The organism is Pedobacter alpinus, assembly GCF_042684645.1.
In the GTDB taxonomy this organism is placed as follows: Bacteria; Bacteroidota; Bacteroidia; order Sphingobacteriales; family Sphingobacteriaceae; genus Pseudopedobacter; species Pseudopedobacter alpinus.
The window spans coordinates 1-14,835 of the sequence record NZ_JBHULV010000050.1; the positions used below are offsets into that span (position 1 = coordinate 1).

17 protein-coding genes and 1 pseudogene are annotated in these 14,835 nt (G+C 33.0%); 5 read left to right on the top strand and 13 right to left on the bottom strand.

All coding sequences use genetic code 11. The features are described from left to right. The first annotated feature begins 62 nt into the window (after positions 1-62). The gene (locus ACFSSE_RS14475; RefSeq protein WP_379047854.1) at positions 63-575 is read left to right on the top strand and encodes a site-specific integrase; all 513 of its coding nucleotides are present in this window, start codon (positions 63-65) and stop codon (positions 573-575) included. Positions 576-666: 91 nt separating this feature from the next. Here the strand turns inward: ACFSSE_RS14475 and ACFSSE_RS14480 are convergent, their stop codons facing one another. The 5 genes and pseudogenes from ACFSSE_RS14480 to ACFSSE_RS14500 form a co-directional block, all read right to left on the bottom strand. Further along, the gene (locus ACFSSE_RS14480; RefSeq protein WP_379047857.1) at positions 667-1,146 is read right to left on the bottom strand and encodes a nucleotidyltransferase; all 480 of its coding nucleotides are present in this window, start codon (positions 1,144-1,146) and stop codon (positions 667-669) included. A 493-nt stretch (positions 1,147-1,639) separates the two neighbouring features. Continuing rightward, a pseudogene (locus ACFSSE_RS14485) lies at positions 1,640-1,891 on the bottom strand (YWFCY domain-containing protein); the annotation flags it as partial. Positions 1,892-2,360: 469 nt separating this feature from the next. Next, positions 2,361-3,284, bottom strand: coding sequence for a HipA domain-containing protein (locus ACFSSE_RS14490; protein ID WP_379047860.1), 924 nt, complete (start codon positions 3,282-3,284; stop codon positions 2,361-2,363). Positions 3,285-3,286: 2 nt separating this feature from the next. Continuing rightward, positions 3,287-3,610 carry a HipA N-terminal domain-containing protein gene (locus ACFSSE_RS14495; RefSeq protein ID WP_379047863.1) on the bottom strand — a complete coding sequence of 108 codons (324 nt, stop codon included), beginning with the start codon at positions 3,608-3,610 and terminating at the stop codon, positions 3,287-3,289. Next, entirely contained in the window at positions 3,603-3,806 is a 204-nt protein-coding gene (locus ACFSSE_RS14500; protein WP_379047866.1) for a helix-turn-helix transcriptional regulator, read from the bottom strand. Before ACFSSE_RS14500 ends, ACFSSE_RS14495 begins: the two co-directional genes overlap by 8 nt. Positions 3,807-4,313: 507 nt before the next feature. Here ACFSSE_RS14500 and ACFSSE_RS14505 point away from each other — a divergent pair. Further along, complete coding sequence (locus tag ACFSSE_RS14505; RefSeq protein ID WP_379047868.1) at positions 4,314-5,261, top strand: Smr/MutS family protein; 948 nt, start codon at positions 4,314-4,316, stop codon at positions 5,259-5,261. Between the two features lie 45 nt (positions 5,262-5,306). After that, complete coding sequence (locus tag ACFSSE_RS14510) at positions 5,307-6,083, top strand: TerC family protein (RefSeq protein WP_379047870.1); 777 nt, start codon at positions 5,307-5,309, stop codon at positions 6,081-6,083. 38 nt (positions 6,084-6,121) lie between these two features. Here the strand turns inward: ACFSSE_RS14510 and ACFSSE_RS14515 are convergent, their stop codons facing one another. Together ACFSSE_RS14515 and ACFSSE_RS14520 are read right to left on the bottom strand one after the other, a co-directional pair. Beyond that, the gene (locus ACFSSE_RS14515) at positions 6,122-7,192 is read right to left on the bottom strand and encodes a DNA topoisomerase IB (RefSeq protein WP_379047873.1); all 1,071 of its coding nucleotides are present in this window, start codon (positions 7,190-7,192) and stop codon (positions 6,122-6,124) included. A gap of 53 nt (positions 7,193-7,245) precedes the next feature. Then, the gene (locus ACFSSE_RS14520) at positions 7,246-7,449 is read right to left on the bottom strand and encodes a hypothetical protein (RefSeq protein WP_379047876.1); all 204 of its coding nucleotides are present in this window, start codon (positions 7,447-7,449) and stop codon (positions 7,246-7,248) included. Positions 7,450-7,640: 191 nt separating this feature from the next. Between ACFSSE_RS14520 and ACFSSE_RS14525 the strand changes: the two genes are divergently transcribed. Both ACFSSE_RS14525 and ACFSSE_RS14530 read left to right on the top strand, forming a co-directional pair. Further along, positions 7,641-8,666 carry a sensor histidine kinase gene (locus tag ACFSSE_RS14525; RefSeq protein WP_379047879.1) on the top strand — a complete coding sequence of 342 codons (1,026 nt, stop codon included), beginning with the start codon at positions 7,641-7,643 and terminating at the stop codon, positions 8,664-8,666. Position 8,667: 1 nt separating this feature from the next. Then, positions 8,668-9,396 carry a LytR/AlgR family response regulator transcription factor gene (locus tag ACFSSE_RS14530; RefSeq protein ID WP_379047882.1) on the top strand — a complete coding sequence of 243 codons (729 nt, stop codon included), beginning with the start codon at positions 8,668-8,670 and terminating at the stop codon, positions 9,394-9,396. Positions 9,397-9,453: 57 nt separating this feature from the next. Here the strand turns inward: ACFSSE_RS14530 and ACFSSE_RS14535 are convergent, their stop codons facing one another. From ACFSSE_RS14535 to ACFSSE_RS14560, 6 genes are read right to left on the bottom strand one after another with little or no spacing between them, the layout of a single operon-like run. Further along, positions 9,454-10,188, bottom strand: a complete 735-nt coding sequence (locus tag ACFSSE_RS14535) for a lysophospholipid acyltransferase family protein (RefSeq protein ID WP_379047885.1) — start codon at positions 10,186-10,188, stop codon at positions 9,454-9,456. 16 nt (positions 10,189-10,204) lie between these two features. Continuing rightward, positions 10,205-10,753, bottom strand: a complete 549-nt coding sequence (locus ACFSSE_RS14540) for an NUDIX domain-containing protein (RefSeq protein WP_379047888.1) — start codon at positions 10,751-10,753, stop codon at positions 10,205-10,207. 5 nt (positions 10,754-10,758) lie between these two features. Continuing rightward, complete coding sequence (locus ACFSSE_RS14545) at positions 10,759-11,664, bottom strand: prohibitin family protein (protein WP_379047891.1); 906 nt, start codon at positions 11,662-11,664, stop codon at positions 10,759-10,761. A gap of 10 nt (positions 11,665-11,674) precedes the next feature. Beyond that, positions 11,675-11,902, bottom strand: coding sequence for a DUF6358 family protein (locus ACFSSE_RS14550; protein ID WP_379047894.1), 228 nt, complete (start codon positions 11,900-11,902; stop codon positions 11,675-11,677). Continuing rightward, on the bottom strand, positions 11,902-12,219 hold the full coding sequence (locus ACFSSE_RS14555; protein ID WP_379047897.1) for a rhodanese-like domain-containing protein: 318 nt from the start codon (positions 12,217-12,219) through the stop codon (positions 11,902-11,904). The genes ACFSSE_RS14550 and ACFSSE_RS14555 overlap by 1 nt, the downstream gene beginning before the upstream one ends. Before the next feature lie 39 nt (positions 12,220-12,258). Then, on the bottom strand, positions 12,259-14,700 hold the full coding sequence (locus tag ACFSSE_RS14560; RefSeq protein ID WP_379047900.1) for a PIG-L family deacetylase: 2,442 nt from the start codon (positions 14,698-14,700) through the stop codon (positions 12,259-12,261). Between the last annotated feature and the right edge of the window lie 135 nt (positions 14,701-14,835).

Here is a 14,835-nt window from a genome sequence, read left to right on the forward strand (position 1 = left end):
ATAACTGTAAATCAATTAGTTAATAATTCCGTTTTACGAAATCGGAAATTGTTCGGACAGATATGTTTTCAATTGAAAGATTAAATCAGGTGAGGGATATATTTTTATTTAGTTGTTATACCGGTCTTGCATACGTAGATGCCAAAAAATTGAAGCGTTCTGAAATAGAAAAAGGCATCGATGGAAAATTATGGATACATACTTATAGACAAAAAACAGATAGCCTATCTAGAATACCATTGCTTCCAACTGCCTTGTCGATTATTCAAAAATACGAACACCATCCGCAATGTATTGCTGATGATTTATTGCTTCCAGTAATCAGCAACCAGAAGATGAATGCTTATTTAAAAGAAATTGCTGAGGTATGTGGGATTGATGAGCTTTTGACATTCCATATTGCAAGGCATACTTTTGCTACAACTGTGACGCTTAATAACGGAGTTTCTATAGAGACGGTGGCAAAGATGATGAGGCATTCGAGCATTAAGACAACGCAGATTTATGCTAAAGTTCTAGATCATAAAATTAGTGATGATATGGAGGTTTTGAGAGGTAAATTAAGTATTACATAAAATCATATTTAACCTCCTGAACATATCTCAGGAGGCTTTTTATGCAAATTATATTACAAGCTTTAAATAAGGATTTACAATCAAAGACCACCTAAATCCTTGGTTTCTTCTTTACAAATTTCTTTTCTGCCTTTTTTAAACTTTCAATGTCTCCTAGATCTTTTGCCCTGCCTGTAGCTTGCTTGTTTTTGATAAAATCATTCGCACTGATGAACGCTATCTTTAAATCATCTACCTCAGTTTCCAGTTTTTCTAAATAAGCTTGGTCAAAATCTACTCCTGATATTGAATTGAGAATATCAATACGTAAGGGTGGGTAACCGAGTTGGGTCACGTAATTTTCCTGTAGAAAATCCTGCTCCACTAATCCGAGGGCTCCAAATCCGAAGTCGTTGATCACTTTGACCATTTTTAAAGCGTTCTCTTCGTCAGGTTTTATCCAGATATCCAAATCACCAGTGTGTCTTGGTCTTCCGTAAAAGGAAAGAGCATGAGCACCAACAATCATATATTTAACACCATGGTCATTCAACAACTGCACAAAATCTACAAAATCCTGCTCGAAAATCATATTTTCCTCCTCAATACCGTTTTCTCAATTTGGCATGGGAATTCTCCTAGAAGCCAACTATAATACTCATTCCTCAGCCTAGTCACTTCAGCTATCCTTGCTGATGCTGGTTGCTCCAACCAAAACTGAACATCCAAAAAATCTTCGTCTTCCATTTTCACTTTATTGGCGACAATTTGCATTTTACGTTCCTTCATTGGTTAGTTTTTAACTCCTTAATGATTATTGTAAAGATAACAAATTCGTTTGTCATTCTTTAATTTGAGACGATTGAAGCATTCCGGGAAATAAATGAGTTGAAAATGCAATTTTAAATTTCAGTCTGTTTACTTAGTTAAATTCTATTTTGTTGCTTTGTGAAACTAATAGTTTTTATGTTGTGTATTTCTCTCTTAATAATGTTTATGCCTAAACTTATACTTAAGTTTCCTTTTAAATTCATGATCTACTCCATACTCTCATCAAGTCTGATAATAAAATTGCAATCTGCTTTTCAACGCTTAAACGATAGTTTATTATCTTTCTTTCCTTTCACTCCCATCAAAGAAATCAGCAAAAACAAGACAGCCCAATATTTTGAATAATTGAATTTAGCGAACAATCCAGTATTGCTGATGTGCAATATCAGTTTATCTGTGAATAATACTATCAGTCCCCAGCTCACAAAAACTCCATAGCAGTAAAAGTAGAAATGAATCATTAATAAAGTGATTGCAATCAAGTGACTCATGTCTGCTATTTTCCGTAAAGCCTGTTCACTTTATCCTGTTTGCATAGTGGTTGATTTTAAATTTTATAATGTGTGTGGTGTTTTCTTCGTCTCTTTTGCGTGATTTCTTTAATTGGTAGGGCAGAGCGTCATAACAGTTTTCAGCCTGTAACAATACTTCTAGAAAAGTACTTTGAAAATTATTTGATGGTAGGAAGCTCTCATTGTTCGAGTTATGATAGGGTTTTAAAGTGGTATTTTTAGTCGCCTTAAAACTTTATTTTGTATCCATCTCAAAAGTTTCTTGAATAGCTTTTGCACTGTACGCCTTACCCAACTTATTGCCGTTGAACACGTATTTATTTTGATGGTCGATATACGTTAAACCATAGATAATCCCTTCGACATTTGTCCTACATACCAGCTGAATTTTTTGTTCTTCAAGTTTTTCCTTTAGCTCGTTTATTGACATCAAGGCACTAAGTATATGGCGAAAATTGACTCGTTAATTAAAAATTTGTTGCTTTTTATTCCAAATCTCTAGATATAATTCTTTTTTCTCAGCGCTTAAGAATGATAACTCGATCATTTCTTCAACTTGTTTATTGTTAGAGGAAAATTTTTTATATATGTTCCTTAAGGCGGTCTCGGGTATGTTCAAACTTTTAGCCAACACATCGAAATCAGATAGATGAATCCTTTTCTTTTTGCCATTTAGTGTCAGAGCCAGTTCTTCATCATCTTGTGCATTAATAAGGTTCACATTCAGCAAGTCATAGGCAGGACTTAGATTTACTCCTTGATCTGTATGTAGGACAGAAAAATTCTTTAAGTGCATATCATTGTTCCCTGTTAAAAAAGAAAACAATACCAGCTCAAAATAGGTCAAAGCATCAAAACCTGTTTGAGTGCAGTATTTCAGGATGAGCTTGCCTATTTTTTCATAGGATCCTTTATATTTATTTTCTGTTAAAAATTCAGATAGTTGACAGAAGTCTTCCATGTGGACCTTCTTTCCATTCACCCTGTCAAAGCGCTTGGCCAGATAAACCAAACTGCCGTCTGATGCTTCAATTAAAGTGTGATCACAAACCGGCATTTTAAATACGCTCGCCAAATGCATGGTCAAATCTTCTGATTGCGGCATTTCCTGAAAGTCAGGATGTTGGGGTTTAAGAATATATTCTCCCCAAAGGCCTACTATAGTCAACCGGTTCTGTTCTTTCTTCTTTTCCAGTGTAACAGAGAGTTTAGGCTGAACTCCGGTAACGGTAATCCTTTCGTTGATTGTCTGGTCAGCTAACGATTTCAATAGCTTACTGTTCAATTCTAGTTCAGGTACTTTGGTAGTACCAAAAAAACGCTTTGAACATTTTTCATGATAGGAGGATGTCCCAGCATCCTGATAGCAAAACCAACAATTTGCCATAATTAGTCTTTTTCAGGAATAACTGTCACCGACCCAATTGTATCCCTGCATGTCAAAAGCAACAGTTCAAACCGGTCATTGCTTTTGACCTTCCAATGTGTTGTTGCCAAATCCAATAACCAACCCTCAGGTATTAAACCATCAAAAAAAGCGAAAAGAACTTTGCTCTCATATTTCTGTGAAGAAAATGGAAGTGTTAAGCTAACAGGTCGAGCATTCTTATTCTCCAAGTAATCAACCTGATAACTAAATTGGTAGCCCTCGTCTGTTTCCGAAAGTACACCAGCCAACATGTCTTGAAAATAAACTAAACCTTTCTTACTCATCTTCTTTTACTTTTGATACCACTCCTAGTTCTGCGCCAAACAACAATAAAACTTGATTGACTTTATCCATCCTTAATGTCGGCTTTCCTTGTTCCATCTCACGGACAACTCTTAGACCAACCCCAGCTTTTAAAGCGAGATCCTCTTGAGTGAGATTTAAAGCTTTTCTTTTGCTCTTTAAATATTCTGACAACATATCTATACCCTTTCGGGTACAAATATAAAGTAAATTATTTAATTATACCCTATCGGGATTATATTGATTCCACATGCTGTAATTATACCCTATCGGGACGATTTCAAAAATAAAAGATTTTGTTTATTCATATAGTATGCTTGGTTTAATTATCAATCACAGACAATTAGTTGCAGAAAAAAGGCGAGCATTTGGTGAGCATCAATTTCCTAATCATAAAATACTGGTTTAGAAAGATATAGCGTAAAAGTTCGAGTCCCGTCCATTCCGCTAAGAAAACATTATTAACAAGAAAATCCTTTAAATTAAACATTTACAGGATTTTTTGTTCTACGAAAAACAAAAAATTATTCAAATATTCGCTCAGAAAATCTGTAAAAAGCATCAAAGTTTGGCAAAAACTATTTAGCATTTAAAAAACAGTAAACTCTTCGTTATTTTATACGATGTATTTGTCCCAAAATTTTGAACCCATAATCAATCCTAAAATTTAATTAAATTAGCAATATGAAATACCAATTAGGAGAATTTGTACGCTTTATTGACGAGAAAAGAGAAGGCTTTATTACTAAAATAATTGCTGATGATATGGTGGGTGTAACCGGTGATGATGATTTTGAAATACCGGTGATGATTACAAATATTACCCGAGTTCACGGGCATGCTACAAACCCAACTACAAAAGACAGTACAACGCAAGAAAACCTAGTGCCAACAACTTTTGTAGAAAAAGGCATTTTTATAGCCGCAGTTACTGATGCAAACAAAGGTTCTATTGTACATTTTTATGCCATAAATGAAACGTCTTATCAATTAAGTTTAAGCTTAAAAACCTTATTAAAAGACAATTATAAAGGAGAGTTTTTTGGAGAGTTAGGAAGTGGTAAATCTGTAAAATTACACTCGGCATCTTTAGCCGAATTAGATTTATGGCCAAGTTTTAACGTACAGGTTTTATATTATACGCCACTAAACAAACCATTGGTAAAACCATTAGAATATAACATTAAGTTTAAATCAAAAGATTTTGCAGGCAGCAAGCAAAACATCAATTTAATAAAATTAAACGGTTGGCTTTTTAGAATAGACGAACCCGAATTAATTTTGGATGCTCAAAAAATTAAAGAAAGTTTTTTTAAACCATCAGAACCTGAAAAACCAATTATTGGCAAACCCGCTAAAGAAATTGATTTACACATAGAAAAATTAAGAGACGACCATCTGTTTCTGAACAAAAATGAAATTTTAGATATTCAACTCAATTTTTTTAACAAAAATTTAGAAGCTGCATTGGTTCATAATTTTGAAAGTATTGTTTTTATACATGGTGCAGGCAATGGTATATTGCAACATCACATCCATAAAGTGGTGAGTAAACACCCGCAAGTAAAAACATTTATGGATGCACAAAAAGAGAAATTTGGCTATGGTGCAACTAAACTAATTTTTAAATAAATAATTGGTATCCCTTTTGCTATTTTCTAAAAAAATTTTTAACGTATGGAATGGTTAAGTAACCCGGAAATTTGGATTTCCTTATTAACATTAACAGTCTTAGAGATTGTTTTAGGTATAGATAATATTGTATTTATCTCCATTTTATCGGGTAAATTACCGCAAGAGCAACAAGCCAAAGCCCGTAATTTAGGTTTGGCTTTAGCAATGATAACCAGAGTTTTACTGTTACTATCTTTAAGTTGGATAATGACTTTAACTGCTCCAATTTTTAATGCAGGTAACTGGGTTGGAATCCAAAGCGAAGCTTTATTAGAAAAACTGGCAATAAGTGGGCGGGATTTAATACTGCTAATTGGTGGTTTATTTTTAATTTACAAAAGTACTACCGAAATTCATAATAAATTAGAAGGCGAGGGGGAGGATAGTACAGTTAAAAAAGTTCATTCTTTTGGTAGCGTAATTTTTCAAATACTAATTTTAGATGTTGTTTTCTCTTTAGATTCTGTAATTACAGCAGTTGGCATGGCCGATGAAATTTGGGTAATGGTAACCGCGGTTATAGTTGCTGTAATTGTAATGATGTTCTCTGCATCTTCTATTTCAAGCTTTGTAAATGACCATCCTACTGTTAAAATACTGGCATTATCTTTTTTATTATTAATTGGGGTTTCGCTTTTAGCAGAAGGATTTGAACAACATATCCCTAAAGGTTATATTTATTTTGCAATGGCGTTCTCTGTTTTGGTAGAGTATTTGAATCTAAAAATGAAAAAGAAAACTAAACCAGTTTCACTCAAACAAACTCCAAATCAACTTTAAAATAAAAGGAGTTTCATTTGCTTGAAACTCCTTTTTATTTACAACACATTCGTTATTTTTTCATTCTCCAAAATCTTAACCAATAAGCGCTCTTCATTAGTTAAGCTATGTTTAGGGTTGTCTTTTACTTTATATTTAACTAAAGCCCCATTTTGGTAACAATTAATTACCGATGGATGCACATAATACTTTTTACATACCGTTCTTGTATTTCCCAATTTACTGGCTACATGGTCTATTACATCTACTATTTGCTTTTTAGTGTCTTGCTGACTTTCAAAATTATCTAATTCTTTAAAAGCACATAAAGCATGTACGCTACCAGCCCAAGTTCTAAAATCTTTTGCTGTAAAGTCTTCTCCGCTTATTTCTTTTAAGTAGCTGTTTACATCTCCGCTATCAATAGAATAGTGCTTACCATCTTCATCGTAATATTGAAAAAGCTCTTTCCCTGGTATGTCTCTACATTTTTTCACCAAATTAGCTAGTTGTTTACTTTGCAATTCAATATCGTGGTAAACACCTTTTTTCCCTTTAAAAGAAAATTTAACTTTTGCTTTATCAAATTTTACATGCCTGTCCTTTAATGTGCTTAAACCAAAAGAGCCGTATAGTTTACTGTAACTTTGGTTACCAATACGTATATGGGTAAGTTCAATTAGTTTCACAACCAAAGCCACCACTTTTCTAAAAGGCAATCCTTGTAATTTTAAATCTTTTTCAATCTCTGTTCTAATTTTTGGGAGACATTTAGCAAACTCTCTTAGCTTGTAAAATTTAGCTTGGTTGCGTATGTTATTCCATTCGGCATGGTAACGGTATTGCTTTCTACCTTTAACATCAAAACCGGTAAATTGTAGGTGATTGTTTGGATAAGGAGCTATCCACACGTTATCGTAAGCTGGCGGAATTACCAGTTTTTTAAACCTTTCTAAAAGTTCTGGGTCTTTTACAGGCTGGCCTTCGTAATCAGCATAGCTAAATCCTTTTCCGGCTTTTTTTCTGTAATAACCTTTTTTGCGGTCTTCTGTGTAACGTAAGCCTACAGCTTTTGCTGTTATTTTAGCATCGCTACCTATTTTCTGTAATTTGTTTTCTAATCTGGTCATATAAGCTTAAAACAAAAAGCCTTCTAAAACCAGACCAGTTTATTACTGAGGTATTATTTCTTTAATAAGAATTTCACAAAAGATTTTTGCCCGCCCTTAACAATTACCTGTGTAGCATTTTTAGTAATAGTTGTAGTGGTTAAACCTTCTTCACTTATAAATTTATCTGCTGGTATAGTAAAAGATAAACCTACAATAAACAATACAGGAATAATCATCATTAAAAAAGGCGATACTGAAGTAGTTAATTTTTTCATCTTATTTTTGTTTGATGATCAAATATTCAACTAATAATTTGGCTGCTAAAATGTATTAGACCAATTGCATTTATTTAAAGATGAACTCCTTTTTATGACGATGATTTGCCAAAAGCCAGTTGGTAGATAAAAATTACCAGTTGGTCTAAACATGCCTTCTTTATAAATTCTTTGCCTATTTTTAAAACATTATGACAAGGCTAAAAAAATTTATGCTCCATTTTATGGTGTGGGTTTTCCTCATTACCTTATTTACTTTTGTAGCTACAGCCGGTTTTGAAGCAAGTAAAGGTATTTATGTGCTTTTTATAAGCTTATCCATCATTAATATTTCCATTTTTTACAGTAACCTTTATTTACTTATTCCGCTAACGTTAGATAAGCGCAAGTTTTTTATGTGGATGCTGGGCTGTTTTGCCATCATCATTTTCTTTTTGGCCATTAGGTACGGATTTACATTTTACATGTATAAGCTAAGTGGTTTAAAAATGATTGCCAAAGAAAAAGAAATGTTTTTTAGTGAGCCCGAGAAGGTGATTTTCTCCAGCTTTATGATCAACGGCTTTTTCATTTTTTTAAGTACTGTTTATAAATTTACCGTAGATTGGTTTTTTAACGAGAGAGAAAAATCTGATTTAGAAAAACAAAGTTTAACAGCCGAATTGGCATTTTTAAAATCGCAGATAAACCCGCATTTTTTGTTTAACTCTTTAAACAACATCTATTCTTTAGCTTACCAAAAATCAGACGCTACGCCAGATGCCATCTTAAAACTATCGGAAATTATGCGCTATATGCTTTATGAAAGTAATGATAATAGAGTTTCTTTAGAAAAAGAGATTGTTTACTTAAATAGCTTTATTGAACTACAAAAATTACGTTTTAAAGGCAAAGCTTATGTTATTTTAGAGGTAGAAGGAAATATTTCTGAACTTAATATTGTACCTTTAATTTTGATTTCTTTTGTAGAAAATGCTTTTAAACATGGTTTAGCAACCGATGAAAACAACCCTATTTATATTAATATTGCCGTTTTTGAAAGTAATTTGTTGTTTACTATAAAAAATAAAAAGAATACTTTAAATAAAGACCAAACCGGTGGAATTGGAATGGCAAATGTTCAGAGAAGATTGGAACTTACCTACCCAGATAATTATAAATTGACTGTAGAAAACAGAGAACACGAATATTATTCTGAATTATACCTAAATTTATAACATGATTAATTGTTTAGTTGTTGACGACGAACCTTTGGCTTTAGATATTATTGAAGATTATATTTCTAAAATTCCTTTTTTAACCCTATATAAAAGCTTTCAAAATCCTATTGAAGCACTAAGTGTTGTGCAAGAAGGAATAATAGACCTTGTTTTTTTAGATGTGCAAATGCCCGAACTTACTGGTATACAGTTTTTAAAAATTGCTAACAGTAAATGCAAAGTTATTTTAACTACCGCTTACCCAGAATATGCAATTGAAGGTTTTGAACACAATGTAGTTGACTATTTATTAAAACCCATTGCTTTTGATAGATTCTACAAAGCAGCACAAAAAGCGCAAGATTTGCTTTGTAATATTCCAAAACAGCCAGAGCCTTTAATAGCAGAAGTGCCTGTTAACAATTTCACCAACACCTTTATTTTTGTTAAAACGGAATATAAAATCCAAAAAATATATTTGGATGATATTTTATTTATTGAAGGGTTAAAAGATTATATATCTATCTACACTAAAACAGAACGTATTATCACTTTACAAAGCATGAAAAAAATTGATGAAGCATTGCCAAATCATCAGTTCGTAAGGGTTCATAAATCGTACATTATAGCTTTAGATAAAATTGAAAGCATAGAACGTAGCCGTATTGTTATTGGCGATAAAATAATCCCTATTGGTGATACCCACCGAGATAATTTTTTTAAAATGATAGATGATAAGAATGTTTAGGTATTAAAATAATTTTAACATTAAAAATAGCGAGATTTCATTAAAATCTCGCTATTTTTAGTTTTCCACTATCGCCTGAACAGCTGTTTGCGCTTCTTTTAATACACTTTCAATGTCCTTTCCGGCTGGCTCAATTGGAGCTAAAACTGTAAATTTAATTGGCACAAAAGCGTGTAACCAAAACAAACCTTTTTTTACCACTTTCCAAGAGTTTTCTATAGCTATAGGAACAATAAGAGCGTTTGGTGCTTTTTTTAATAAAGTGGCAACACCGCCTATTTGAAAATCTTTCATCATTCCGTTTTTAGAACGAGTACCTTCTGGAAATATAACCGCCGACCAGTTATTATCATACATTCTTTGCCCTAATTTTATAATCTCTGTTAAAGATTGCTTTCTATCAGAACGGTCTATGTTTGCACCACCGCCATATTTTAGGTTAAAAGATATGGATGGGATATTTTTTGTTAACTCAATTTTTGAAATGAACTTAGCGTGATATTTCCTTAGAAACCAAATTAGTGGAGGAATATCATACATGCTTTGGTGATTAGCAACAAAAATGATTGGTCTATTGGTGGGCAAATTTTGATGGTTGGTAAACTTAACGGTACATCCTAAAACGTAAAAAGTTCCCACCAAAAAAAAGTTCATTACATCAACTGATTTTTTGTGTGCTTTATATCCACCCAATTTTAAACTTAACCATTGTATAGGCTGAAAAATGATTAAAAAAGAAAAGAAAGCGATGTGATGAAAGGGGCTAAGTATAAATCCAAAAAAACGTCTCATTTTGCAAATATAAATCTTAAAAACCTGCTCTTAATAATTTTACCCTTAATATACCAGCAACTGTTAAAGAGTCTGTTATTTCTCCATTAATAATCATTTGATAAACAGCCTCAAAAGGCATTTTTTTTACTTCCAATTGTTCTGTTTCTTCGGGTTGTGAGGCAAATTGTTCAAAATCTGAAGCTAAATATAAAATACCCAACTCATCACTTACCGAATTTGAAAGGTGCATTTTTAGTACTTCTTGCCAGTTTTTGGCAACCAAACCAGTTTCTTCTAATAACTCCCTTTTGGCAGAAGCTAAAGGGTGTTCATTTAAAGGTCCGCCGCCCTCTGGTATTTCCCAACTGTATTGTTTTAAAGGAAATCGATATTGTCCCACCATAAAAATATAGTCGTCAGTATCAATGGCAATAATACCAATGGCGTAATTTTTAAAATGCACTTCGCCATAAATGCCTTTACCACCAGATGGGTTAAGCACTTGGTGTTCTGTTAAACTAATCCAAGGATTATCGTAAATTTTTTCACTACTTAGAGTAGTCCACGGATTAATATCACTCATAAAAATTAATTACCACCAATAATTACTGGGTTTTTACCACTTCCCATTATAATTACTTTTGCATTTGCCGATGTAGCAATAGCTTGTTGTGCTTTTATACTTTCGTATTGTAATTGCCTATCAGATAAACCTGTAGATAATATTTTTTGATAATCTGCAATACCTTGTGCTTCAACTCTTTTACGCTCAGCTTCTTGTTTCTCCTTTTGAAGTACAAATGTCATTTTTTGCGCATCCTGTTCGGCATTAATTTTAGACTCAATACTCGCTCTAACAGATGCCGGAAGCGTAATATTTCTGATTAATAATTGTTGCAATTGTAAACCACTTGACGCAAAGCTAGTTTCAATTGTTTTAAATATTTTGTTTTGAAATTCATCTCTTTTTGTGGAATATAAAGCAACAGCATCATAAGATACCGCATTATCTCTAATGGCAGTACGGGCAACTGGGCGTACAATTTTATCTAAATAATCTGTACCAATCTCTTTTAAGATATTTGGTGCTTCGGCGCTTTTAACATTAAATAAAACAGATAAATCTATCACCACCTCCAAACCATCGGCTGTTAAAATTCTAATGGCATCATCACCTTTAATTGTACCTTCTTCGTTTGAACCAGACATGGTGTAATTTTGAGTTCTTACATCAAAATCTGTAATTTTTACTAATGGATTAATAAAATTTAATCCGCTGTAAAGCACATCATCATTAACTTTTCCGAAAAGAGTTTTTACGCCAACTTGCCCTGGTTCTACTGTTTTAAAACAGGAAGTAAGAACACCAGCAATTAATAATAAAGGCCCAACCACATAAAATATTTTTCCTAAACCGCTGGTTTGTGGCTGCGGCTGCTTAGATAAAACAGTCCCTATTAAAAGTGCAAAAACGCCTAAAACAATTAATATCATAATTTATAGTTTATTTTTTCTTGTTACCTTTAGCTTTCAAGTTTTGCTCAGCTTTAAGCTTCATTTCTTCTCTTACAACTTTTAAATGTTTCCATTTATAAAATACACTTAAACCAAAAGCCGCTGCGCATAATATAGGAATAAATAGGTTACCCAAATTAAAGCCCCAGTACCCAATAGCTACAGATGCTATAATGAGTACGTTCAATATGGTACTAAAAACGATGTGCTTTACCATTAGTAAACCTGCATATCGCTATCAAACTCGGCTGCCCAAGCTAAAATACCGCCCTTTAAATTGTATAAATTATTATAGCCAAAATTGTTTTCTAACTGCATACACGCATTAGCACTTCTTGCTCCGCTTCTGCATTGCATTACTACTGGAATATCTTTAGCAATTTTTTCTGCTTCTATTACCACACCGGCTAAAGGAATATTTTCACCTTCTATGTTAGACATTTCATATTCAAAAGGCTCACGTACATCAATTAATTGAAACTTTTTACCTTCTTCTTTCCATTGTTTTAATTCCGATACGCTTATTTCTTTCATCTTGTTTATATTTTAATAGTATTCAAATTTATAAAAAAATTATTGCTTACTTGTAGGGCTAGCGGCAAGCAAATTCATTAATAACCTGTATGCACCAGGCACTCCAGCAGGTAACTCTCTAAAAAAAACCAATCCTGTATAAACAAATTTACCCTTACCGTAATTGGCAATTAACAAAGCTCCATCTGTTTCTCTTTCGTCAGTATCCTTCATTAATAAAGGTTTTTCGTACTCTTTAGCTGCATCAGATGCAAAGTAAATACCTCTTTCCTGTATCCAATCATCAAAATCAGCAGCGCTAATTTTATTGGGGTAATTGAGTGCTGTACTTTGCGGATTTGCGAACGTAATTTTCGCATCCTCTTCTGTAACTCTATCCCTACTTATAGTAAATGGAAAAGGGCCAATATTGTTTACCACTAAAGAACGATTTACATTATACTGCACCAAATATACTCCGCCATCTTCAACATATCTTAAAAGTTTGTCTTGCACAAACTTCAATCTCTCGTTTACATTATAAGCTCTTACACCTGCAATAATTGCATCATACTGGTTTAAGTTTCCATTAATTAAATCATTTTCTGATAGTAAAGTAACGTTTAAACCAATTTCTTTTAAAGATTCTGGGACTAAATCTCCTGCACCAACTATATAACCAATATTTTTAACAGTGCTTTTTAAATCAAGCTTAACCAGCTTTGCTTCCGCCTTTGGAAAATAGGTAATTGTTGGTATATGTTCATAATCAATTGTTCTTATACCCTCATTAAAAGTTTTTCCATCCATCAAAACATTTGCTTTTAAAACTCCATTAACAGCATCTTTATTGGCTCCCAAACTAAAAACTATTGTTTGTTCTTCATCTTTATTTTTAAGATTAAACGCCACCATTTCTGGAGTAATTTTCCATCCTTTTGGTATAGAAACACTTAAATTCCCTTTTGCATTTGCTTTAAAAGCTTTTAGTTTGATACTGATAGTTTTCGGTTTATCATTATTAAAAACAAATGCTTTTGTATTAATATTTACTGTAACAGGTGGTGCAATGGCTAAAGGCTGATAGATTTCTCCACGCACTTGGTCTGTGTATTTATAAACTATTGGTCGTTCAAAATTTAAACCTACGCCGTTAATGTTTACCTCAAAATTGATGTAATCTGCGGCCCTTCCATCGGGGAAATTTAAAAGATTTTGACTGGCTATAGGATACCTGCCAATTTCATGATCTTTTTGTAACCAATAAGGCTGACTGTTTTTTGAAGTAATTTTTACTCCATTTATAGTGCTTAATTTATTTGGACTAAGGTTTACGCTTTTGTCAAAATCTTTAATTTTTATAGCAACACCTTCCATTTGCGATATCATATCAACGCGAATTTTATACTCCGTATTTACTGCATTAAAGGCATTATCAGCGTAAGCTTCAAACCAAGTACCACTGCAAGCCAAAATTATGTTTTCAATTTCTTCGGTTTTACTAGCAGTTAAAGCAGAAGGGCTTAACTTTTTAATATTTTGATATAAGGATAACAATGCTGGAATACTTTTGCTAGGTTCTTGTTGCTTAAAGTTTGTTGCTATGTTTTCTATAGCTGCATCAATACCTTCGGCCCCTTTTATTTTTGTCCAATTACTGCTAATGCCTTCCATCAACTCGTTTTTTGGCAAATTACCTTGCCAAGCACTAAAATATTCTGTGTTTGCACCTCTCTGTTTTGAACTTCCAAAACCTTGGCTTTTGTGCATAGATCTGCTTTCGGCTGCTATTTCTCCGTAACTTCTTCCTAATAAATTATTGTAAACACCTACATCAATTTTGAGTTGTGTTTCTGCTGTATTATCATTACCTCCAAAATTATAGTTGTTCCATAATATACGTTTGGCTTGCCATACTTCTACTTCTTTTAACTGTTCTGGAACCATTTTTGGATTTGCTGCAGCACTAAAAGCTTCTTGTGCTAAAATAGATGAAGCAGCATGGTGCCCATGTCCGGCTCTTTCATCTGGCGGGAAACGGGTAATAATTACATCGGGTTTAAACTTTCTGATGATGTAAACTACATCTGCCAAAATAGAATCTTTGTTCCAAATTTTAAGAGTTTCATCTGCAGTTTTAGAGTAGCCAAAATCATTTGCTCGGGTAAAAAACTGCATTGCGCCATCATTACGGCGGGCAGCTAAAAGTTCTTGTGTTCTTATCAAACCCAAATCCTCGGCTTGTTCATTACCTATTAAATTTTGTCCTCCATCGCCTCTGGTTAAAGCTAAATAACCTGTTTTATATTGTTTTTCTTTAGCTAAATAAGCCAATAAACGAGTGTTTTCATCATCAGGATGAGCGGCAACATACAATACATTGGCGGTTACACCCAATTTTTTTATAGCTAATAAAATTTCTGATGAATTTAGTTGAGGCGATGTTTGTGCTTTTAATATAAAAGGAATAAAAAGTAAAAGCAGACTGATTTTTAATTTCATGTTTGAGCAAATATTCTTTTAAAAGATGATAGCAATTTACTAAAGTAAAACTGCTTACAGCTTTAGCGATGAAAAAATTACTTCATAAATATAAATTGAAACTGGAATTTTTGTTAGTATTAATAAGCGAAAATT